At 37.9% G+C, this 19,303-nt stretch carries 23 protein-coding genes; 8 read left to right on the forward strand and 15 right to left on the reverse strand.

The window, feature by feature from the left end:
• Nucleotides 1-30: 30 nt before the first annotated feature.
• From ACFS5O_RS18890 to ACFS5O_RS18940, 11 genes are all read right to left on the reverse strand, one after another.
• The gene (locus ACFS5O_RS18890; protein ID WP_205725579.1) at nt 31-1,263 is read right to left on the reverse strand and encodes a GNAT family N-acetyltransferase; all 1,233 of its coding nucleotides are present in this window, start codon (nt 1,261-1,263) and stop codon (nt 31-33) included.
• A 370-nt stretch (nt 1,264-1,633) separates the two neighbouring features.
• Nucleotides 1,634-2,230, reverse strand: coding sequence for a LysE family translocator (locus ACFS5O_RS18895; RefSeq protein WP_205725578.1), 597 nt, complete (start codon nt 2,228-2,230; stop codon nt 1,634-1,636).
• A gap of 7 nt (nt 2,231-2,237) precedes the next feature.
• Nucleotides 2,238-2,861, reverse strand: coding sequence for a LysE family translocator (locus tag ACFS5O_RS18900; protein ID WP_318300158.1), 624 nt, complete (start codon nt 2,859-2,861; stop codon nt 2,238-2,240).
• Between the two features lie 3 nt (nt 2,862-2,864).
• Nucleotides 2,865-3,335, reverse strand: a complete 471-nt coding sequence (locus ACFS5O_RS18905) for an Lrp/AsnC family transcriptional regulator (protein WP_205725577.1) — start codon at nt 3,333-3,335, stop codon at nt 2,865-2,867.
• A 150-nt stretch (nt 3,336-3,485) separates the two neighbouring features.
• The gene (locus tag ACFS5O_RS18910) at nt 3,486-3,839 is read right to left on the reverse strand and encodes a YciI family protein (RefSeq protein ID WP_205725576.1); all 354 of its coding nucleotides are present in this window, start codon (nt 3,837-3,839) and stop codon (nt 3,486-3,488) included.
• 97 nt (nt 3,840-3,936) lie between these two features.
• Nucleotides 3,937-5,208, reverse strand: a complete 1,272-nt coding sequence (locus ACFS5O_RS18915; protein ID WP_205725575.1) for an FtsW/RodA/SpoVE family cell cycle protein — start codon at nt 5,206-5,208, stop codon at nt 3,937-3,939.
• The gene (locus tag ACFS5O_RS18920; protein ID WP_205725574.1) at nt 5,181-5,618 is read right to left on the reverse strand and encodes a PadR family transcriptional regulator; all 438 of its coding nucleotides are present in this window, start codon (nt 5,616-5,618) and stop codon (nt 5,181-5,183) included. Before ACFS5O_RS18920 ends, ACFS5O_RS18915 begins: the two co-directional genes overlap by 28 nt.
• A 2-nt stretch (nt 5,619-5,620) precedes the next feature.
• A complete protein-coding gene (locus tag ACFS5O_RS18925; protein WP_205725573.1) occupies nt 5,621-6,154 on the reverse strand; it encodes a sigma-70 family RNA polymerase sigma factor in 534 nt (177 codons plus the stop codon).
• A gap of 95 nt (nt 6,155-6,249) precedes the next feature.
• Complete coding sequence (locus tag ACFS5O_RS18930) at nt 6,250-7,131, reverse strand: SMP-30/gluconolactonase/LRE family protein (protein WP_205725572.1); 882 nt, start codon at nt 7,129-7,131, stop codon at nt 6,250-6,252.
• 226 nt (nt 7,132-7,357) lie between these two features.
• Nucleotides 7,358-9,154 (reverse strand): methyl-accepting chemotaxis protein, encoded by a 1,797-nt coding sequence (locus ACFS5O_RS18935; protein WP_205725571.1) that lies wholly within the window; start codon nt 9,152-9,154, stop codon nt 7,358-7,360.
• An 88-nt stretch (nt 9,155-9,242) separates the two neighbouring features.
• Entirely contained in the window at nt 9,243-9,710 is a 468-nt protein-coding gene (locus ACFS5O_RS18940) for a GNAT family N-acetyltransferase (RefSeq protein ID WP_318300157.1), read from the reverse strand.
• Between the two features lie 95 nt (nt 9,711-9,805).
• On the opposite strand from ACFS5O_RS18940, the gene ACFS5O_RS18945 reads away from it, so the two are divergent.
• Nucleotides 9,806-10,243: a hypothetical protein gene (locus tag ACFS5O_RS18945; protein ID WP_205725570.1), complete on the forward strand. Its 438-nt coding sequence runs from the start codon at nt 9,806-9,808 to the stop codon at nt 10,241-10,243.
• Nucleotide 10,244: 1 nt separating this feature from the next.
• Here ACFS5O_RS18945 and ACFS5O_RS18950 read toward each other — a convergent pair whose 3' ends face one another.
• Nucleotides 10,245-10,376 (reverse strand): hypothetical protein, encoded by a 132-nt coding sequence (locus tag ACFS5O_RS18950; protein WP_255548969.1) that lies wholly within the window; start codon nt 10,374-10,376, stop codon nt 10,245-10,247.
• Nucleotides 10,377-10,543: 167 nt separating this feature from the next.
• Here ACFS5O_RS18950 and ACFS5O_RS18955 point away from each other — a divergent pair, with 167 nt between their 5' ends.
• Nucleotides 10,544-11,824, forward strand: a complete 1,281-nt coding sequence (locus tag ACFS5O_RS18955) for an L-cysteine desulfidase family protein (RefSeq protein ID WP_205725569.1) — start codon at nt 10,544-10,546, stop codon at nt 11,822-11,824.
• Nucleotides 11,825-11,884: 60 nt separating this feature from the next.
• On the opposite strand, the gene ACFS5O_RS18960 is transcribed toward ACFS5O_RS18955, so the two are convergent.
• Nucleotides 11,885-13,486: an MDR family MFS transporter gene (locus tag ACFS5O_RS18960; protein ID WP_205725568.1), complete on the reverse strand. Its 1,602-nt coding sequence runs from the start codon at nt 13,484-13,486 to the stop codon at nt 11,885-11,887.
• 336 nt (nt 13,487-13,822) lie between these two features.
• Here ACFS5O_RS18960 and ACFS5O_RS18965 point away from each other — a divergent pair, with 336 nt between their 5' ends.
• Genes ACFS5O_RS18965 through ACFS5O_RS18985 form a run of 5 tightly spaced genes read left to right on the forward strand, consistent with a single transcriptional unit; the run spans nt 13,823 to nt 16,539 of the window.
• The gene (locus tag ACFS5O_RS18965) at nt 13,823-14,629 is read left to right on the forward strand and encodes a phosphotransferase family protein (protein ID WP_205725567.1); all 807 of its coding nucleotides are present in this window, start codon (nt 13,823-13,825) and stop codon (nt 14,627-14,629) included.
• Between the two features lie 5 nt (nt 14,630-14,634).
• Nucleotides 14,635-15,060, forward strand: coding sequence for a hypothetical protein (locus ACFS5O_RS18970; RefSeq protein WP_205725566.1), 426 nt, complete (start codon nt 14,635-14,637; stop codon nt 15,058-15,060).
• Nucleotides 15,061-15,073: 13 nt separating this feature from the next.
• Entirely contained in the window at nt 15,074-15,463 is a 390-nt protein-coding gene (locus tag ACFS5O_RS18975; protein WP_205725565.1) for a VOC family protein, read from the forward strand.
• Nucleotides 15,464-15,465: 2 nt separating this feature from the next.
• On the forward strand, nt 15,466-15,930 hold the full coding sequence (locus ACFS5O_RS18980; RefSeq protein ID WP_205725564.1) for a hypothetical protein: 465 nt from the start codon (nt 15,466-15,468) through the stop codon (nt 15,928-15,930).
• A gap of 18 nt (nt 15,931-15,948) precedes the next feature.
• Nucleotides 15,949-16,539, forward strand: coding sequence for a hypothetical protein (locus ACFS5O_RS18985; protein WP_205725563.1), 591 nt, complete (start codon nt 15,949-15,951; stop codon nt 16,537-16,539).
• Between the two features lie 22 nt (nt 16,540-16,561).
• Here the strand turns inward: ACFS5O_RS18985 and ACFS5O_RS18990 are convergent, their stop codons facing one another.
• Nucleotides 16,562-17,098 (reverse strand): nucleotidyltransferase family protein, encoded by a 537-nt coding sequence (locus tag ACFS5O_RS18990; RefSeq protein WP_205727215.1) that lies wholly within the window; start codon nt 17,096-17,098, stop codon nt 16,562-16,564.
• Nucleotides 17,099-17,501: 403 nt separating this feature from the next.
• Here ACFS5O_RS18990 and ACFS5O_RS18995 point away from each other — a divergent pair, with 403 nt between their 5' ends.
• Nucleotides 17,502-18,278, forward strand: a complete 777-nt coding sequence (locus ACFS5O_RS18995) for a TerC family protein (protein ID WP_205725562.1) — start codon at nt 17,502-17,504, stop codon at nt 18,276-18,278.
• Between the two features lie 44 nt (nt 18,279-18,322).
• Here ACFS5O_RS18995 and ACFS5O_RS19000 read toward each other — a convergent pair whose 3' ends face one another.
• The gene (locus tag ACFS5O_RS19000; RefSeq protein ID WP_205725561.1) at nt 18,323-19,291 is read right to left on the reverse strand and encodes a LacI family DNA-binding transcriptional regulator; all 969 of its coding nucleotides are present in this window, start codon (nt 19,289-19,291) and stop codon (nt 18,323-18,325) included.
• Between the last annotated feature and the right edge of the window lie 12 nt (nt 19,292-19,303).

A 19,303-nucleotide genomic window follows, 5' to 3' on the forward strand; every position in this document is an offset into this window, starting at 1 on the left:
GGTATCTCCATTGGATTTCGTTGCGGAGATTTAGACTTCGGCAGAGTAAAATCCATTCTTTTTTATCATGAAAGGAACAGATACCGATTGCTTTCCTTTAGATCCCAAAGTAACACTCACATTTCGATTCTTTATGGTAACCAATTCTGATGATGGAAGTTCAAAGCTAAATGTTACTTGTTCATCAAAATTGTTTTCAAAGTTAAAATAAAGTTGAGAAGAACGACCAACAAAACTAAGGTTACCTGGCGTGTTACAACTTAACTTAACGGGATACTTAGGACGAATCCCTACTCTAAATTGCGCTTTTTTCCCATTGATTAGTAATTGTGAAGTAACAGCTGGGTGCGTTCTCCATACACTTTGATCTTCAGCAATCGGATTTACCACAAAAGGAATCTCAATCTCTTCTTCCTTGTGAACTGTGATTTTTTTTGAAGTCACAAACTGAATGTTCTTATCGTCCACACCTTGGATCTCTACGGTTAACGGCTTACCTGTTTTATTAATCATGTGGTATCGAATCTTGTATTCAGACCCAAAAACAAGATTAAAGTGTTCAACATCCGCTAAAATTTTATAATCGTCTGTTTCGATGGAGCGAAGTCCTCTTCCAAAACGCTCAAATTCCATCTTCAAGTTACCTAGAGTCTTATGATTCCAAGCATACTCATAAAAATGAAATTCATTATCGTTGCTTCCATCAGGGATGGTTTCAAACGTACGTGTACTGTTTTCATACCATTTTCCATCTGTAAAGTAATCTAAAACCGCCTCTGTCTGCATCACAGAAGGCATGAAATTCATAAGGTGTGTCGTGTCATCCCGATCTTCCCAGAAAAAGCCGCATTTTTTATATAGTGGAACAGCTTTTGTATTCCCTGGCCATGTATATAGATCCAAACGAGGCCACTTCATTTCAATCGCTTTTTCTAGCGCTTTTAGTACAAGCTTTTTACCAATCTTCTTACCATGATAATCTCCTCTTACATTCAATAACGGGATGTAGAGAGCTCCTTCATCTTCGCGATATTCCCCTAAACTGCAATAGCCTACGACCTTATCTCCATCGAGTGCAAGATATAAATGGAGGTTTGATGAGTTCGATTCTTTCTTCAATACTTGTTCTTCCGTCATGATCGAGTTGCCGCCGCCCCAGCCATCTTGACTTTTATTCCACATTTCAGCGACTGCTGCTGCATAGCTCGGATCATATTCCACAATTGTAATCTGATCGGTAATCTGCGTGTTCAATACTTCCATTTTTCTAACCTCCGCTTTTTTAATATCGTACCGTCGTTGTTTCGTTTCCTAATTTTTTGAATCATGTTCTATACAGCTTCTTCAAAATAAAAAGCCACCCCGAAATAGAAGGGTGACTTTTCGTACAAAAATACATAAAAAGGCCCCAGAATGTATACACATCCTGAGGCTCTGATTCACGTTTCATTAACAGATTGAGGTCTCATTAAGAAGGTTGTGTATTGGACAATATAAAGTTGATTGTGTAGTGTCTAAAAAATTAATCATGTCCAACGCCTCCTTATCTTGAAATTTTTTCCTTACCTTTTGTATTGTAAAACAAATGGATATAAAAGTAAATATAATTTTCGGAATATTTATTTTTTTACCGTTACGCTAGGATATTCGCTAAAGCTAAGCCTATGATTAATAATCCTGCTCCTTTGTTGATGGTACCTAAGTGGGGCTGAATACTTTTTGTTAACAGGCTTACAACTATGCTTAAGAACATCCACCAACAGGTAGCACCGATAAATACACCGCTTATTAAGAGCAATGCAATTTGTAATGACATCTCACTCTCACCAAACCCGAGACCTGCAAACATTGCTGTAAAATTCAAAATTGTAACAGGGTTCGTAATCATTAAGAAGAACGTCGAGAAAAACATCATCCACTTGCTTTCCCCTGCTAACTGAGCGGCTTGAGTTGGTACTTTCTTTAAGAATGTTTTCACCCCTAGGTAGAGTAAAAAAATGGTACCGATAATTTTTAGCAACATTTCGTATTGGATCAATAAAGATGACACAGCTGAAAAGCCTAATACTGCAATGCTTGCATAAACAATGTTAGCTGTTACTGCTCCAAAACCAGTTAAAAATCCCGCCGACTTTCCTTGGGATAGCGTTCTTTGTATACAAAGCAGACCAATCGGCCCAACTGGAGCGGATATAGAAAAACCTAGAATAATACTCTTTAGTAATAACATTAAAAACTCACGATCCAATCATTAAACGTATAAGTGAAAACATACCGAACAAACATATAATAATTCCTGAGATAACATTTATCATAGCCATGTGCTGCTGATTCATTCTTCTCCTCATCATACTTACTGTAGTTGTTAAAAAGATCCACCAAGCAGCCGATCCGCAAAAGATTCCAACAATCAAAGTGGTAGAGGAAATAGCACTTGTGTGAGTATTAACGATACCTAACCCAGCGAATATGGCTGCAAAAGATAGTATGGTCATGGGATTCGTTAATGTTTGTAGAAAGGTTGTAAAAAAGGCGGAGGAAAGACTACTCTTTCGAGGTGTTCCATTAATAGGTGTTGCTTTAGCACATAAAATCTTCAGACCTAAATAGAATAGGAACAGCCCTCCAATAAGTTGAATCCAGGATTGTCGGCTCATTATGAATTGAGAAACCATCGTAAGACCAAGCCCAGCAATCAAACCGTAAATGAAATCTGCACATGCTGCACCCAATCCCGAAACGATTCCCACCACACGACCTTGCGTTAATGTGCGCTGCATGCATAATACACCGATTGGCCCAACTGGAGCCGCTATTGAAATTCCCATGATTAAGCCTTTTAAATAAAGTTCGTAAAGCACCTTTTATTCACCTGAAAAGACATGCGGTTGCAAAGGAACTTCAATCGACTCTTTTGTCGTATCCATCACAATCGTTGTTTTGGTACGAACAACCCCTGTTAGTCCTTTTATTTCGTAACTAATGATTCGATCTAAATCCTTCGTATTCCGAGATCTAATTTTTAATAAGTAATCATCTTCTCCCGCGATGTGATGACATTCCATCACTTCTATTAACTCTTCAATACGTGCTAAGAATGGAGCGCGATGCTCTGGACGTTCCAATGAAACAGCAACAAAAGCTGTGAGTTCACTTCCCACTTTATCAGCTTCAATTCTTGCACCAAATCCTTTGATCACACCATTTTCCATCAAGCGGTTGACACGTTCAGCGGTAGCTGGGGCGGATAGACCTACCTGTGCCGCTAAGTCTGCCCATTTCATTCTCGCGTTTTTTTGAAGCAGATGTATCAATTTTCTATCAAATGCATCCATAACCCAAAACCTTCATTTCGTAGTATTTTTAACTATATTACCTTCTAAAATAAATAAAATCAATAATTTTCATTTATAACATAAGAAAAGAACCTCTTATGTAAGAGAGGTTCTTTTGCAATCTATCCATTTTAGAGGTGGGAACAAAAATCACTCAAATACTTGCCTTAATTCGATCTGACCTTCTCCGTTTCCTTGTGGATCTGGCATCTTCATCGCCCATTCAACGGCTTCTTCCCTAGAGTTCACATCAATCAGAATAAACCCAGCGATCAATTCCTTCGTTTCAGTAAACGGTCCGTCCGTAACCACTGGTTTTTCTCCTGGATGCAGATAAGAGATTCGCATACCATTTGAACTTGGGTGTAATCCTTTAGCAAGAACCCGGACGCCAGCTTTAACTAATTCTTCATTGTACTTTCGCATCGCTTCATTAAGCTCTTCATTCGGGCGGTTACCACCTTCTGAATTTTTTGAAGCTTTAACAATCAGCATGAATAGCATAGCCGTTTCCTCCTTGTATGCAGAAACTATTTTTTCTTCTTTTAAGTATACAACGAACGGAAACCCTCAAAATCGACAACGCCACTAAAGAAATTTATTAAAGAGCTGACCTGCTTATATCCTTCCTGCGATAAACACTTAGCACTATTCCAATCAAGATAGCGTTTAATAGAATGGGAACCAACCCGTAACTAATAAACGGCAGTGACATGCTAGTAAGAGGGAAAAATCCGAACGCCATGCCGATATTACTCACCATTTGAAAAAGTAATAAAGATAAGCTGCCTATGATCAGAAGTTTTCCAAAATAATCTCTAACTTGCTGCGTCGCGATAACCACTCTTGCAAGTATTAATAAAAGGATAAGTATAAGAACAATCGCTGCTATCCAGCCATAGTGATACGTGATGCTTACAAATGCAAAATCAGTGTGTGCTGAAGGTATGAACTGTTGAATACTCTTATTTCCCCCGAACCATCCTGCTCCAGATATTAACTTCTGAATCTGAAGCACCTGATAACCTGCTCCATCAGCTACTTTTTCAGGATTCAGAAAACCTATCATTCTATCTTTTATATAATCCGGTTGATACTGCCAAGAGAAAATACCAATTAATAATAATGAACTCACCGTAATGCCTGAAAAAACACCTTTTTGCCGATTGGAAAATTTGCTCCACCATAGCATGGACAGGACCATGGCAAAATACAAGTAAGTTGTTGCGATACTTGGTATCATGAAGAATAAGAACAGCGAAACCAAGAATAAGAGTATGAATTGATAAACTTTAAAGGAATCTCGATTCAAGAAAGAAGCCCAGGCAATCATAAAGAATGGAAGTACAGCAATGCTTTCAATTGTTAGCTCTCCGATTAGTAAGAATGGCTTCCCATTAATCGTACCACTCGAAAAGAAGAGCAAAGATAGCAGCAACACAGTACCTACCCCATAAAACACCCATCCCCACCTTACTAACTTCCGATAATCAACAAACATCAGACCTAAAGCCACAATCATGCCAAGGACAACCAATATGATCTTTCTCATTAAAAAGTAATGATTGCTATCATACCCCAGAGAGAGTACAGGTAGAAATCCTAGTAAGAGTACAGAAGTCAATAACGCGAGCAAGACCCAATCAATTCTTGGACGATGAATCTGGTTTAACTGAATACCTAGTGTGATTGGGCTTCCCATCTGCTCAATCGCTTTTTGTTCGGCATCCACATCAGAGTAACCTTTATTTACCCATCGCATTTTTGCTTCTTTCATATGATAATTCAACTCAGTAGAAACTTGTTCTTTTGCTTCCTTTGAACGAATCTGACTCGTAACTTCGTTTAGAAACGACTTTGTGCGATTTTCCATTCCGCTCCTCCTATCAACTGCTGCAGAATGATTGATGATTGTTTTTCCTTATGCTCTGCTTGCTTTAATAATCTTTTACCTTTACTTGTTAACTGATAATACTTTGTTTTCTCTTTCGATAGCCATCCAGATTGAACGACTCCTTTACTCTCTAAACGGTGCAACAATACATAGAGAGATCCTTCATTGTCATCAAATTGTTTTACCCCGCGTGCAAGAAGTAAGTTCGCTAGCTGATAACCTGTCTTTTCTTGGTTCAACAACTGCAAAATATTTAATACAATCTGTTCCTTATCTTCTTGATTACTCCATTTATTCTGTATGGTTTCGCGATGCTTTTCGGTGAACCTTACTTGCGAAAAGGTTTTTTCGTCCATGATTTTCTTTAAGTTTTTTAATCGGTTCTCCATCCCTAACCCTCCAAACATATTTTCAATAGTTCTTTAGCTCGGCGCATTCTTGTTTTGACTGTATTGTCACTCACTTCAGTGACTAAAGCGATCTCTTTAATAGACAGCTCCTCATAATAAAAAAGATAAATCACCTCTCTATATTTGATTTCCAGCTGCATAATTGCATGGATTAAGTTCTCGTCATCTTCTTTTTGAATGACTTCGTGCTCAACGACATCCACCTCAGTTCGATAAAAAGAAGGCTCCTCATCGGTGGCGATAACTCTATTTTTGTACCAGCTTTTCAAAAAGTCCTTACAATGGTTAATGGCAATTCGCCATAGCCATGTTTTAAATTTTGATTTTCCGTTATATGTATGCAATGCGTTATAACACTTAACAAAGATATCTTGTGTTAAATCTTCAGCAATGCTTGTATGGTTCACATAAGAATAAACCAACTGCAGCAAGTCTTGTCCATACTCATTCATAGCTTCATTCAATATGTGCTCTTTATCTTCAGCCGAGATTACTTCAATTAACATGTTTTCCATACCAATCCCCCCTCTCTTATTATTAGACGACGACCGATGATTGCAAGTTTTTGTTAATCAAAAAAAAAACAGCGTTTAATAACGCTGTCCTGCTTTTATCCTTTGAAAGAATATGCTGGCATTCCTTTAACACCTGGTCTTACTTTAAACAACCCGCCCGCTTCTGGAAATCTTTCAAGGTTCTCTGCACTTGTATTTTTCCTAGCTGTTGTTACATACAACTCGTCCATATTTTCTCCGCCAAACGTACATGATGTAACATTTAATGAAGGAATGGGAATAGAAGATAGCTGTTCGCCTGTTTCTGGGTTCCACCGGGAGACTTGTGCACCGCCCCAATGAGCGATCCAAAGCATGCCCTCTTCATCAATCGTCATTCCATCTGGAGCACCTACCCCTTCTGGAAAGGAAATCACTTCTGTTGTGTCTTGGATGCGGCCTGTTTGAAGATCATATTGGAATCTCGTTACTTTTTTCGTTGGTGTATCAATTAGATACATATACGATTGATCAGACGACCATGCCAAACCATTCGAAATCGTTAAATTTTCTCGCTTCTTTTCCACATGAAGATCGTGATCTAAACAATAAAGAGAGCCTTTTTCAGCTTCTTCACTTAAACTCATCGTGCCTGCCCAAAACCTACCGAACGGGTCACACTTCCCATCATTAAAGCGATTCTCAGGAAGCTCTTGTTCAGGGTCAACAATAGCTGTAAGTTTTTCTGTGTTAAGATCTAGAAAAAAGAATCCGTTCTGAAGAGCTACGACTACACCACCTGACTCCCTCGGTACAACCGTTCCTACCATCTGATCTAGTTGAATCTCTCGATTTTGATGAGAGCGTGGATCGTAAATGTTTACCTTTTTATCTAAAATACTAACCCAATATAAGACGCCTTGTTCCGAGTCCCAGCACGGTCCTTCACCTAAAGACGCTTTTGCAGGTAGAACTAATTCAGCTTCACTATTAAACATGATTTATTCCTCCCTAATCTATGATGTATGTAAATTTATTCTATTAGATTGTTCATTAAGTATATCATGAAGTAATTATTACTTTATTATCTAATATTATTTGAGAGATTTGTAACCATATACTTTTAAAACGCCTTTAGGTTTCAACTATAAGTTAAAACCTAAATAATAAACCACCTAAAACCTAAAAAAGTGACGGATCACCATTCCCCGTCACTTTCCTCATTTATGCTGTTTCTTTTTCTTCACTCACATGTTTAAACTGACTTTCCTCCGTCAATTGCTGAGACAGACTGGACAGCTTAGCTCCAACGAGATACGCCTGTTTAATCTTTTCAATTTGTTTAATTGAAGTTATAGACATTTCTTCAGAACTCGCTAGAGTTTCTTGGGAAATGCTTGAAAATTGAATTGCTGCCATTTCTATCTCAGGCAAAGCAACTTTTAATTCTTGAAGAGCAACACTCATTTCACCCATTCGTTCATTATTGTCTACTACTGAATTCATTAAATATTGAATGAATCCAGTCGTATCCTTTACTTTCTGCACATGGGAGAGATTTGCTTCTCCAAGAAGGCTCGACTCCTGAATTGCTTGTAAGGCTGTTTGGTTCATTTGGTTTACTGTCGCAATAATATCTGCCGCCGCTTTACTCGATTGGTCTGCTAATTTGCCTACCTCATCCGCAACTACTGCAAAACCTCTTCCTGCTTCTCCTGCTCTTGCCGCTTCAATTCGAGCGTTTAATGCTAGCAGTTTGGTTTGTTCAGAAATCTCTTTAATCGTAGAAATGACATTCTGAGAGTGGCTCGAATATGTGCCCATCTCATCAATGATTTTGTTTAGTTGGACGAACCGGTCATGATTATCATGAATTTCCCCTACTAACTCATCCACTTTTTCTTGGCCGGAAATAGCGTTTTGATTCATAGCTGAAAACTCATCCATCACCGACACAACTGTGTTATTCAGCTCACTTACTTTTTCTTGCATATCCGAGAAAAGCCGCACACTATGCTCTGAACTTATCGCTGTTTCTTTTGCACCAGTCATTACATTCTCTATCGTTTTAACAAGTTGCTCATTATAGTGATTCGCCTCACTGTAAGTATGTTCGAGTTTGTTGCCTTGTGAGGTTAGTTCACCTGAGATTTGCTGAATCTGCACATGAACATTTCTGATAAAAATCATCATTTGATTGAAGCTCTCAATTAATCTCTGAATCTCAATATGTCTAGATTGATAATCAACATTATTTTGAAAGTCACCCTTTTGAACACGCTTCATGATGTGGCCAAGCGCCGATAAAGGTGAAGTGATGCTTCTAATTAAGAATATGATTACCAAAGCAGTTAAAAGAATACTAATGATAACCGCAACCGCTATAAAGTTTCTAAGTTCGTAAACCGACTGCATGTAACTTTCTGTTTCTATGGCGATCACGTAGATTCCGTTCAACTCTTGAATCTGCTTAAACGCTAGTGTATACGCCTTATCCTGAACTTCCGCGTGCAGCACACCATTTTCTAAGTCACTAATTTGCTTTTTGCTTCCTGAAGACAAAGAGAAAGTGTCTTTTCCATTCGTCTTATACGGTGTAAGCGTTCCATTTTGCATTAAGAAGATATTCGCTTTCATATCATCTTGCTGAAGGCCCACATACTGTGTATTAATACTTTCAGCCAAGCGTTTGTTAAACATTTCTTCGTCTCGAATAAAACTGAACTTAAGATTTTTTGCAATGTCATAAGTTGTTTCTGTTTCCCGTTCCAAACGGTTTTCAATGATTGTTCTGGTAGTATCTGATGCTTTGTTATAGCTAAATACTCCTACGATGGAAATCGTTAAGACAACCAATGAGATCATCATTAATAATAATTTTGTCTGTAGGTTTAGTTTGAACTTAAGCTGTTTAGGAAATTTTAATTGACTTTTAATCTTTATATTCTTAAACCCTTTGATGTTCTTAAAAACTGTTATCCTCTTCATCTGCTTCATGCACTGTTGTATGACCTTCTTCAAACCTGCCACCCCTTTTGTCTATGTATAGAAATTATTACAATATTTACTAAGGAGTGGTGTTAAAGTTTGGTTAAGACTTTGTAAAGGTCTAAAGACTCATATGAAAAATCATCTCTATGCCATATTCCCCATGGTAGTTTTCACCTTTATGGATGAATCCCACTTTTCTATAAAGAGATATCGCCGCATGGTTTGTTTCATGAACGGTTAATATGATCTCACTCTTATCCTTGTAATGCTCCTTCACGAGTTTCGGTAGTAATTGTAGAGAGTCTTGCGCAAATCCTCTCTTTTGAAACCTAGCATCAATCGAAAATGATTTTAATAAAATTGCCTGCTTATTATTTGTATACATATTACCGGAACCATCTGTATATAAAGCAAACCAACCTACAAGTTGTTGGTCAGCGTAAACGACAAAAGGCTGATTAAAGATATCACATTGAAACGTTTTAAGGACCTCAACAGGCATAGATGTAAATAATGCTTGTTCTGGTGGTAAGCAGTACTCCATTGCATCCTGAAAATCATGGCTCTCATACATTCTGATATTCACAAATCTGCCTCCGTTCTTAGTAATGATTGAAACAAGGAATTCATCATTAAATAAAGAATACACTGTTATGTAGTGGATGAGAGGGACGGTGGAGGATGAAAAAGAAGCTTATTTTAGCTGCTGTTTTATTAATAGGATTTGTTTCTGTTTTAACGATCTTCTTTAAAGATTCAGCTCCAACTTCAAGTACCAAGGGACCAACATCCATAAATGACGGAATCATTTATTCTGGAGAAAATGATTACTGGCAAGCGTCGTTTTCTATTGATAAAACCAACCAATTAAAGCTCACACATATTGAAGGTAAAAACAGTCTACCGGAAGAACTGACGTTCACGCTCAATACAGCTTATGGTCAAGAAAAAAAGCAAACAGAGATTGGCGAATATACCTTTTCGATGAATCAGTTTCCAAACCAAATAACCGTGACTTTTGATAGGGAGATTAATTGGTTAAAAGAAAACAAAAAACTCGTATTAAAGATTACGGGCAAAGATCATTATCAATTTTTTAACCTTTATAAAGATGAGTAATTTATTTATTCTTTATCTCTTCTAGTAGTGCAATCATTTTTTCATTCTGCAAAATAACCGTCTCATTTTGTTTTCGAATTTTTGCAGCGTCGAACAAAAATACGACTAAAATAATGAAAATAAAGAACTCCATCGTTTCACCTCAGCGATTTGTTTGTAATAAATGTTAACATAAATAACCATTTAAGGTCTAAAAACATTAGGAGGGACTTTAAAAATTGATAAGACTTTCCTCTTCTTTTTGAAGAAATTAACCGTTATTGTTAAGGAAGAGAAACTTTTGGGGAAGAGGGTAAATCTATGATCACCGAAAACATTATTAGGCTTCTTGAAAAAGAACTCGTCGTGGCACTCGGATGCACGGAACCTGTTGCCATCGCTCTCGCGTCCGCTACTGCCAAAGAATATATAAGCGAACCGGTAACGTCGATCTCTGTTAAAGCGAGCGGCAATGTTATCAAGAACGCTTTAACTGTAGGAATTCCCGGCATGAATCATACAGGTATCGATTTCACAGCAGCTCTCGGTATGATTTCAGGAGATCCTGCAAAAGGTCTTCAAGTACTTGAAGGGGTTACGCTTACTGAGGAAGAAGAAGCGATCAGGATCGTTCAGAGCGGAATGGTTTCGGTTGCAACTGCAGATGGTCCTGAAAAGCTATTTATTGAAGTCGAGTTAAAAACTTCATCAGAGGAAGTGATCGTTGTGATCTCTGGTGAGCATACAAACATAAGCTATATTTCTCAAAACGGAAAAGTACTAGTAGATAAATCAAGACCTGGGTCATCATCTAGCTCTAATAAAGCTGATAACCCTGAGTTAACGATTGAAGACCTTTATGCGTTCATTACAGAAGTTCCACTTCATCGATTAGATCTTGTCAAACGAAGTGTCGAGTTAAATACTGCGATAAGTAAAGAAGGTCTTTCGAATGACTATGGTTTAAAAGTAGGAAAAACGTTGTATGAACAAACAAAAAAGGGCGTTCTTTCAGATGATCTAGCTACGTATAGTATGGCGTTATCTGCTGCTGGTTCTGACGCACGAATGGCTGGTTCTACCATGCCGGTAATGGCGAATTCCGGCAGTGGAAATCAAGGAATCGCGGTTACGATGCCTGTTGTAGCCGCAGCTGAAAAACTAGGTGTAACAAAAGATAAAATGTTACGAGCTGTGACATTGAGCCACCTTCTTTCGATTCATATGAAATCAAAATTTGGCCGATTGTCTGCACTTTGCGGTGTGACTGTCGCTGGCGCTAGTGCATCTGCTGCGATCACCTACTTGCTGGATGACAACTTAGATAAGATGAAAGCTGCTATACAGAATACATTAGGCAACGTTAGTGGAATGGTTTGTGATGGAGCAAAAGCTGGATGCGCTATGAAAGTTGCAACTTGTTCAAGTGCCGCTGTTCAATCGGCTGTCTTAGCATCGAACGGATTGTGTATCCCCTCTACAAACGGATTTATTGAAGAAGATGTTGAAAAGACGATTGAGAATTTTTGCAGATTAGGTGTTGAAACATCAAGTACGACCGATTCTGTACTTTTAGATATGATGGTGAATAAGCAACGGTAAGCCCAATCAATTGAAATCAAAATGAAAAGAGCTGATCTTGAATCAGCTCTTTGTTGTTGTTTATTCTGTAACTGCCTGGTTTGAAGTAATTTCCTCACGATCTGTGTTTTGCTCGATGGGTTCTTTCTTAATACGACTGTTCCCTACCGATAAAGCAATAAATATGCCGATTCCGATAAAGATAAGTCCTGTTAAGAATACGCTTGAGAAAGAAGTTGACCATACGTCTTTTATCGTTTCAATGACAGGTCTTTTTAAATCGGCGGGAAGTGGTAACAAATCTGGATTGATTAAGATCCCAAACATCGCATCTGTCTTCTTCCCGATCTCTTCAAGCGCTTTTCCAAGAACGGGGTTTGAAGCGCTACTTGCTGCTTCACTTATCTTATCTGTAAGTGAATGGTTCATGACCGCATTTAAGATCGTTATCCCAATGGTTCCTCCGATCGAACGAAAGAAAGTAGAAGCAGATGTTACTTCTCCGAGCTGAGATTTTGGAAACTCGTTTTGTACGGCAATCATGAGAGTAGGCATTACAAGACCCATACCAAATCCTAGAATCACCATATACGCGTATGCCGTAAATTCATTGGAATCAACATCCATCGTACTCATTAACAAGAAACCAATGGCTGTAATCGCCATGCCAGATGTTAATACTGTTCTAAATTTTAGCTTCAATAACAAACGACCACCAATAATGCTTGCTGTAATGAGCGCAATCATCATAGGAGTCATCGTCGACCCTGCTTTTGTCGGACTCACCCCTAATATTCCTTGCATGTACATCGGAACGAACATGATGGCTCCAAACATACCTAAACCAAGCAAAAATCCTAAAATGTTTGTCGTTGCAAATACCCTATTCTTAAAGAGCGACAGATTCAAAATAGGTTCTACAGCACGTTTTTCAATCGTAATAAATAACGCTAATAGAACAATCACTCCACCAAACAACAAATAACTTGTTGTAGACTGCCATTCAAATTTATCTCCACCAAATGTAAGTCCTAATAAAAGTAATACAACGGCGGGAATGAGTGTGAAAATACCAAAGTAATCGATATTTACTTTCCCTGCTGCCGCTCTGATCGATTCATTCTTCATTCCGATCACGATCATAGCTGTTGAAATGATACCAAAAGGTACATTGATCAAGAAAATCCAGTGCCAGCTGATATGATCAACCATAAGTCCACCAATAAATGGACCTATCACAGAACTTAGTCCATAGATCGCACCAAATACTCCTTGCCATTTTGCACGTTGTTCAGCTGTAAAGATATCGCCGATGATTGTTTGGGAAAGTGGCATAATCATTCCGCCACCGATTCCCTGTAACCCACGATAAATGATGAGTTCTTCCATAGAATTTGCTGTTCCACATAGTGCTGAACCTAGTATAAAAATAAAGTTTCCTAATAAATATAGCTTTCTGCGTCCATAAAGGTCAGAAAGTTTACCTACGATTGGAACAACCGTTGTTGATGTGATCAAATAGGCAGTGGTGACCCAAGCAAAGATAGAAAACCCGTTAAGATCAGCAATAATCGTTGGCATAGCTGTACCAACAATCGTTTGTTCCAAAGCACTAAAAAACATACCAATGATTAAACCAGCTAATATCAATTTTGTGTTTAACGGTTTTTGAGTTGTCTCCATGTTCTTCTTTCTCCTTATAAGCTGGACGTAAGTCTTCACTCGCCCAAGCTTTTAAATTGGTTCTTTTCCTTCATCAACTAAATGCTTCACATAATTAAGTATTGCCCGTACTTCTACTCCAAAGACTCCTTTTTAAGGGAAGGCAGCGTGCTTCAGTTTCTTCCAAGTTATAGATACTCTTATAACTCGTATCATATGACCACTTAGTCATAATTAACACTAGTTAGTATACTCGGGTTATGACCAGTCAGTCAAACAAAATATTCGTACATTATATCTCTTTTTAATGTGTTAAAATTATCCATATGAAGATTTTCAGCAGAGGAGTTAAATACTTTGGAGCACAAGCAAATAATTGGTGAAGGAAGTACCGCGCAAGTCATGATTTTTTCTCCAACCGAAGTTGTAAAGCTTTTTCATGATCACATATCTGGTGATTTTATTGAGCATGAGTATACGATCAATAAAATTATTCTTCAATCAGGGCTTTCAGTTCCCGAAGTAAGATGGAGTAATCCGATTTCTGGGAAAAGAGCCTTGATATATAGAAGGGTCGAGGGAACCACGCTAACGAGCCTATTAAGTTCTCAACCTAAAAAAACACTTTATCATTTAAAAAGGATGGCTGCTCTTCAAGTAAGTGTTCACGATAAGAAATTATCTACTCTTCCCTCTCAATTTGAAGTTTTAAAACAAAAGATTATGTCAGTAAAAGAATTGAATGAGAACGACAAGAAAAGAATTATCAAAGAATTAGAAGAACTCCCCCTTTGTAAATGTGTATGTCATGGTGATTTTCATCCAGATAATATTTTAATTACAAAAGACGAAGCTGTAATTATTGATTGGTGTGATGCTACAAGTGGCAATCCTATGGCAGACTTAGCTCGTACCCTCCTCATCTTACGTTACGGCGGGTTACAAGACCGCACATCTTTTCTAAATTTTATAACTATTTTATATGTACGAAAATTTTTAGCTATGTATTATAGAAAAAGTTATACTAGACATTACCAGTTCTCTTCTAAAGCTTTAAATCGCTGGATGATTCCGATAGCTGCAGCTCGTTTAAGTGAAAACCTTCCTAACATCGAAAAAAAGTTATTGTTATCATTTATCAGCAAGAGAAGTAAAGGATCTTAGTTTCCATGAAAACTATATACTTACTTTTATGTATGTTATTTATTTTGTTTCTTAGTGGTTGTGTTGATTCTTCGCCATTACGTTCACATGTTGAAGTTCAGATCAATCAAGCCTTTAAAACAAAATTTGGATTAATTGACCATGTAATTGTCAAGGACCTTAAGAAAAATGAAACTTTAACGGTATTGAATCCTGAACTTTTTTCAAACTCCCTCGGTTCAATGAAAAGGGTCAAGATTCATCTTCTCAATCCAGATTATTCTTTGAACATAAAAACATCGAAAGAGTCTAAAGAATACAGTAGAGAACAAATCAAAGCAACACTCCTTTATGATTCTAAAAAAGAAATCATCTGTACGAAAAATAAAAAAATCTGTTATGAAACCTCTGACTCGTTAAGAACGTTTTTAATAGAAAACAAAATGAAGTAAGGGAGAATTACATATGATATATGAAATGACATTTCAAGTCCGAGTATCGAATTTCGATGATGGTCAAAAGTATTATGAAACTTTGTTGAACCGTCAGCCTGACTTCACTCCACATGAAGGATTCGCAGAATGGGAGTTACTTCCTAACTGTTGGCTGCAAGTTGCTGAGGGGAACCCAGCTGTTGGCAACGGACCTCTTCGTCTAGGAGTAGTCGATCTCGATGCTGAGCGAAAACGACTGATGGATGTTTTACATGTGGAATACTTTGAAATTTATGACCGTGTTGAAGTTCCTGTTAGATGGGCTACGTTTTCCGACCCTTGGGGGAACTCCTTAGGATTGTTCGAATATAAAGATTCAGAAGCCATGAACGAAAAGCTTCAACAAGTAGTTAGGAGATAGTTATGAGAGTCATCATTTCATCCGTAATATCGGTACTTTGTGGAGCTGTGTTCTTTTTTGCCATTCCAGGCGGAAATCCATTTAAGCTTGATCTACAAGGTGTGTTATTCGGTCTATTCTTTGGGATTGTTACAGCTCTACCCTTTTTTCTTTTCTGCACATTGCCAATTGCATTTATTATTGAATCTTCTAAAGATAAAATGAGGCTGAAATTTAGGTTCCATCTTCTTTTATATATAGCACTAAGTATTGTTTTTCTTTTGATATACCGCTTCACCATTTTCTACTGGGCTAAGTTTGAAGGCCTGAACACGTTTGCTGTATTTGGCTATGGAATCACTTGTTCGATCGGTTTCTGTTTAAGTTATGCTTTATTCCGACCAAGAAAAAAACGTGATCCGAAAGAGCCTAAAAAGCCTTCAGGTCCATCTGACACCAGAAGATACAGAAGTAAAAGTACTGTTTAAATAGAGAGGAAAGTGGGGATGAAGAAAAAAGGTGCTTTGAAGATTTTTCTAGGATTTGTCCTCTTATTCTTATTGATAAATTGGGTATTTCCTTATTCACCACTTAATATTTATAAATCAATTTCCTATGATGGGGATCACGTACTCATTAATGATTATAGATCGGAATTAAAAGCATTCAAATTGGAGTATGAACCTCGTCTCAACCAACAAAGGAAAGAAGAATTGATTAAAGATTTGACCACGAATGATATTGAATATCTATTACAAATGTATGAACTTCCTTGGTTGGTGGACAAAGATTCTATAACCATTACACGAAAATCGTTAACTGATATGGAATTTGAAGTTAATGAAGCAAAAGATATACTCATCAACCTCGCGTTTCAAGAAGAATATTCAGAAAGTACTAAAGAGTATTTGCATAGCTTATTAACGCAAACATTAAGTCTTGAAAAAGAAATTGACGAACTGAAACACCATTCGAGTCTTCATTCACGAAGTACGATTGATCTGCAACTACGGAATCTACATGTTCATTTCATCTCAAATTTTAAATTGCTATCTACTTTTTATAAGGAACATCTGAGGTCAAAACAAGAAGCTTGAGCACTAGCGCTCAAGCTTCTCTCTATTCTACCACTCTAACTTTGTACCAAACGGCTTCCCAATTCTTTTTCTTCACGCGCTCTTTATATTTGTTTCTTCTGTCTTCTGTTCTTCTGTAACTATCCGTTGGTCTTACCTCCATGCTTAAAACATCTTCGATTCCGCATGGAGCAGCAAGGATCACTTCATTCTTTTCATTTAATCTAACACCAAGAGCCGTTACCGTTTCAGGAAATTTGGAGATTGCATCAACTGTTGACGTGTACGGTTCGAAATCTTCATTGACAAGATGCATTCTCGCTTCATTTTTTACAGACCACGGCAAACCTGGAATAAGTTCAAGTAGCATGTTTTCATACTTTTTTTCACTCTCTTTTTTGAGGTCGTCAGGATTAAAATAAACAACATCAATATCAGCCAATCTCGTTCTTTCTTGCAAATCATGCAGCGTATCCCAAACTTTAGATCGGACAAACCCTGCACATATCCACCAATCTGGTAAATCTAATGTTTTGGCAGCGTGTAATATCCGCATCATCCAATCATCATTTTTAATCATGTCTATTATGTATTGATTTTGCTCCAACTTTCATCCACTCTTTTCCTGTATATATTTTAAAGATACTACAATAAGTCTTATCTGTTATCTCTACATTTTTCCAAACATAAAAGAATTGACAACTTTAAAGCAACCGTAATAAGATAATAGTAACTTCATAACTCCTAAAGGGGAGTAGCTTTTACAATATAGTCGTCATTTCGGAGCTTCGTGCTCTCGGCTATATTGGCAACTTCATTGTTGTTAGCAAGACCTTTACCGTTCGGTTGGTAAAGGTCTTTTTTATTGGTTAGACCTTTACCTGCTATTGGTAGAGGTCTTTTTTATTTGTTAACAGGAGGTCACTTCATGTAAATCGTTCTCGCTTCATTCATGCATCTATCATTTTAAAGGAGGAACAAAAATGGAACTATCGATCTTGTTAGAATATGGTTGGATCTTATTAGTGCTAATCGCCTTAGAAGGCTTATTAGCAGCAGACAATGCACTGGTCTTAGCCATTATGGTAAAACATTTACCAGAAGAACAACGAAAAAAAGCGTTGTTTTACGGTTTAGTAGGTGCGTTCTTTTTCCGTTTCGCATCATTGTTTGCCATTTCGTTCTTGGTGAACGTGTGGCAGGTTCAAGCTATCGGAGCTGTGTACCTTCTATTTATCGCACTTAACCATATCTTCAGAAAAGTTATGGTTAAAAAAGCAGATGAATCGACTGAAGCATCAAAGGCATCAAAGAAAAAATCTGGTTTTTGGACGACAGTAATAAAAGTTGAACTAGCTGACATCGCGTTTGCCGTGGATTCAATCCTAGCTGCTGTAGCACTAGCAGTTGCACTTCCGGATTCCGGGCTTCCTAACATCGGTGGACTGGATGGCGGAAAGTTCCTAGTGATCTTTGCTGGTGGGTTGATCGGACTTATCATCATGCGTTTTGCTGCTAACTTTTTTGTTAAACTTCTACAATCCAAGCCAGGCCTTGAAATTGCAGCTTTTCTCATCGTTGGTTGGGTTGGGGTTAAGTTGGCCGTATATACACTCGCACACCCCGACTTAGCTATCCTTTCAGAAGGTTTCGCAAAATCACCAGAATGGAAGATCACGTTTTATGTTGTTCTGATCCTGATTGCAGCAGGCGGTTGGTTTCTTTCGAAAGAAAAATCACCACAATCACAAGCTGAATAATTGCATACAAAAAGAGGAGCTTATCGTAGCTCCTCTTCCTTATTTTATCGATTTCTGACAGAATCGCCTTCAATCAGGCTAACGTTGATTCGTTCATGCTCAGGACTATGCTTTTTTTGGATTAAATTCAGAAGCAGTTCTGAAGCTAATGCTCCCCACTTATGCTTTGAATAGTTAATCGTTGCAAGTCTCGGTTGGATATATTGAGACACTTCAATATTATCAAACCCTATAATATGAACATCTTCACCAATGCGTAGATTCGTTCGGCTGAAATAATTATACATACCGATCGCCATCTCATCATTCAAACAAAATACACCTACAGGTTCTGTAAAGTCTTGATGAATCTTCTTTCCTGCTTCTTCTCCTGATTGTTTATGGAAATCGCCATCGATTTCAATATACTCAATATGCGAATAGCGTTGCACCGCTTTTTGTACAGCTTCTAATCGCTGCCTCGCATCAAATGAGATATCCGGTCCTTTAACAACACAGATCTTCCGATGACCTTTCTCAGCTAAATAATCAATCGCAAGTGTTGCACCAGCTTTATTATCAAGCAGTACTTGAGAGATATTCGGATGATCCATTCTCCGATCCATTACGACCAGCTTATGTCCACGTTCTGCATGACTTAACAATTCTTTCGTTTCATATGTGGCATCTAAAATGATTGCGCCATCGATCATGCGCTCAGGAAGAAAGCGATGAGATTCTTTTCCGCTGCAAACGATCAGTTCATAGCCGTTCTCGCTTAATGTCTCCATCATTCCCTGCAGAAGCTGACCATAAAATGCACCACTATAGTTTGTTAAATAGATGCCAATGATTTTTGTTTCTCTTTTTTTCAAAGAACGAGCAGCTGCGCTTGGAATATAGTTGAGTTCTTTAGCGATTGCCAGAATTCGTGCTGATGTTTCCTTCGTAACTTTCGGGCTTCCGTTCAAGGCATAGGAGACCGTGGAAATGGAAACACCGGCTTGTTTTGCAATGTCTTTAATACTTACCAACGAACTTCTCTC

Origin of the sequence: Fictibacillus nanhaiensis, from assembly GCF_042686385.1 — a bacterium.
GTDB lineage: Bacteria > Bacillota > Bacilli > Bacillales > Fictibacillaceae > Fictibacillus > Fictibacillus nanhaiensis.

What these genes read in the sequence shown, in the direction of transcription:
- ACFS5O_RS18920 (WP_205725574.1), bottom strand. Translation starts at nt 5,618, where the DNA reads ATGGAGAACCGATTAAAAAACTTAAAGAAAATCATGGACGAAAAAACC.
- ACFS5O_RS18925 (WP_205725573.1), bottom strand. Translation starts at nt 6,154, where the DNA reads ATGGAAAACATGTTAATTGAAGTAATCTCGGCTGAAGATAAAGAGCAC.
- ACFS5O_RS18915 (WP_205725575.1), bottom strand. Translation starts at nt 5,208, where the DNA reads ATGGAAAATCGCACAAAGTCGTTTCTAAACGAAGTTACGAGTCAGATT.
- ACFS5O_RS18890 (WP_205725579.1), bottom strand. Translation starts at nt 1,263, where the DNA reads ATGGAAGTATTGAACACGCAGATTACCGATCAGATTACAATTGTGGAA.
- ACFS5O_RS18990 (WP_205727215.1), bottom strand. Translation starts at nt 17,098, where the DNA reads ATGATTAAAAATGATGATTGGATGATGCGGATATTACACGCTGCCAAA.
- ACFS5O_RS18985 (WP_205725563.1), top strand. Translation starts at nt 15,949, where the DNA reads ATGAAGAAAAAAGGTGCTTTGAAGATTTTTCTAGGATTTGTCCTCTTA.
- ACFS5O_RS18895 (WP_205725578.1), bottom strand. Translation starts at nt 2,230, where the DNA reads ATGTTATTACTAAAGAGTATTATTCTAGGTTTTTCTATATCCGCTCCA.
- ACFS5O_RS18995 (WP_205725562.1), top strand. Translation starts at nt 17,502, where the DNA reads ATGGAACTATCGATCTTGTTAGAATATGGTTGGATCTTATTAGTGCTA.
- ACFS5O_RS18930 (WP_205725572.1), bottom strand. Translation starts at nt 7,131, where the DNA reads ATGTTTAATAGTGAAGCTGAATTAGTTCTACCTGCAAAAGCGTCTTTA.
- ACFS5O_RS18960 (WP_205725568.1), bottom strand. Translation starts at nt 13,486, where the DNA reads ATGGAGACAACTCAAAAACCGTTAAACACAAAATTGATATTAGCTGGT.
- ACFS5O_RS18910 (WP_205725576.1), bottom strand. Translation starts at nt 3,839, where the DNA reads ATGCTATTCATGCTGATTGTTAAAGCTTCAAAAAATTCAGAAGGTGGT.
- ACFS5O_RS18955 (WP_205725569.1), top strand. Translation starts at nt 10,544, where the DNA reads ATGATCACCGAAAACATTATTAGGCTTCTTGAAAAAGAACTCGTCGTG.
- ACFS5O_RS18975 (WP_205725565.1), top strand. Translation starts at nt 15,074, where the DNA reads ATGATATATGAAATGACATTTCAAGTCCGAGTATCGAATTTCGATGAT.
- ACFS5O_RS18970 (WP_205725566.1), top strand. Translation starts at nt 14,635, where the DNA reads ATGAAAACTATATACTTACTTTTATGTATGTTATTTATTTTGTTTCTT.
- ACFS5O_RS18945 (WP_205725570.1), top strand. Translation starts at nt 9,806, where the DNA reads ATGAAAAAGAAGCTTATTTTAGCTGCTGTTTTATTAATAGGATTTGTT.
- ACFS5O_RS18980 (WP_205725564.1), top strand. Translation starts at nt 15,466, where the DNA reads ATGAGAGTCATCATTTCATCCGTAATATCGGTACTTTGTGGAGCTGTG.
- ACFS5O_RS18950 (WP_255548969.1), bottom strand. Translation starts at nt 10,376, where the DNA reads ATGGAGTTCTTTATTTTCATTATTTTAGTCGTATTTTTGTTCGACGCT.
- ACFS5O_RS18905 (WP_205725577.1), bottom strand. Translation starts at nt 3,335, where the DNA reads ATGGATGCATTTGATAGAAAATTGATACATCTGCTTCAAAAAAACGCG.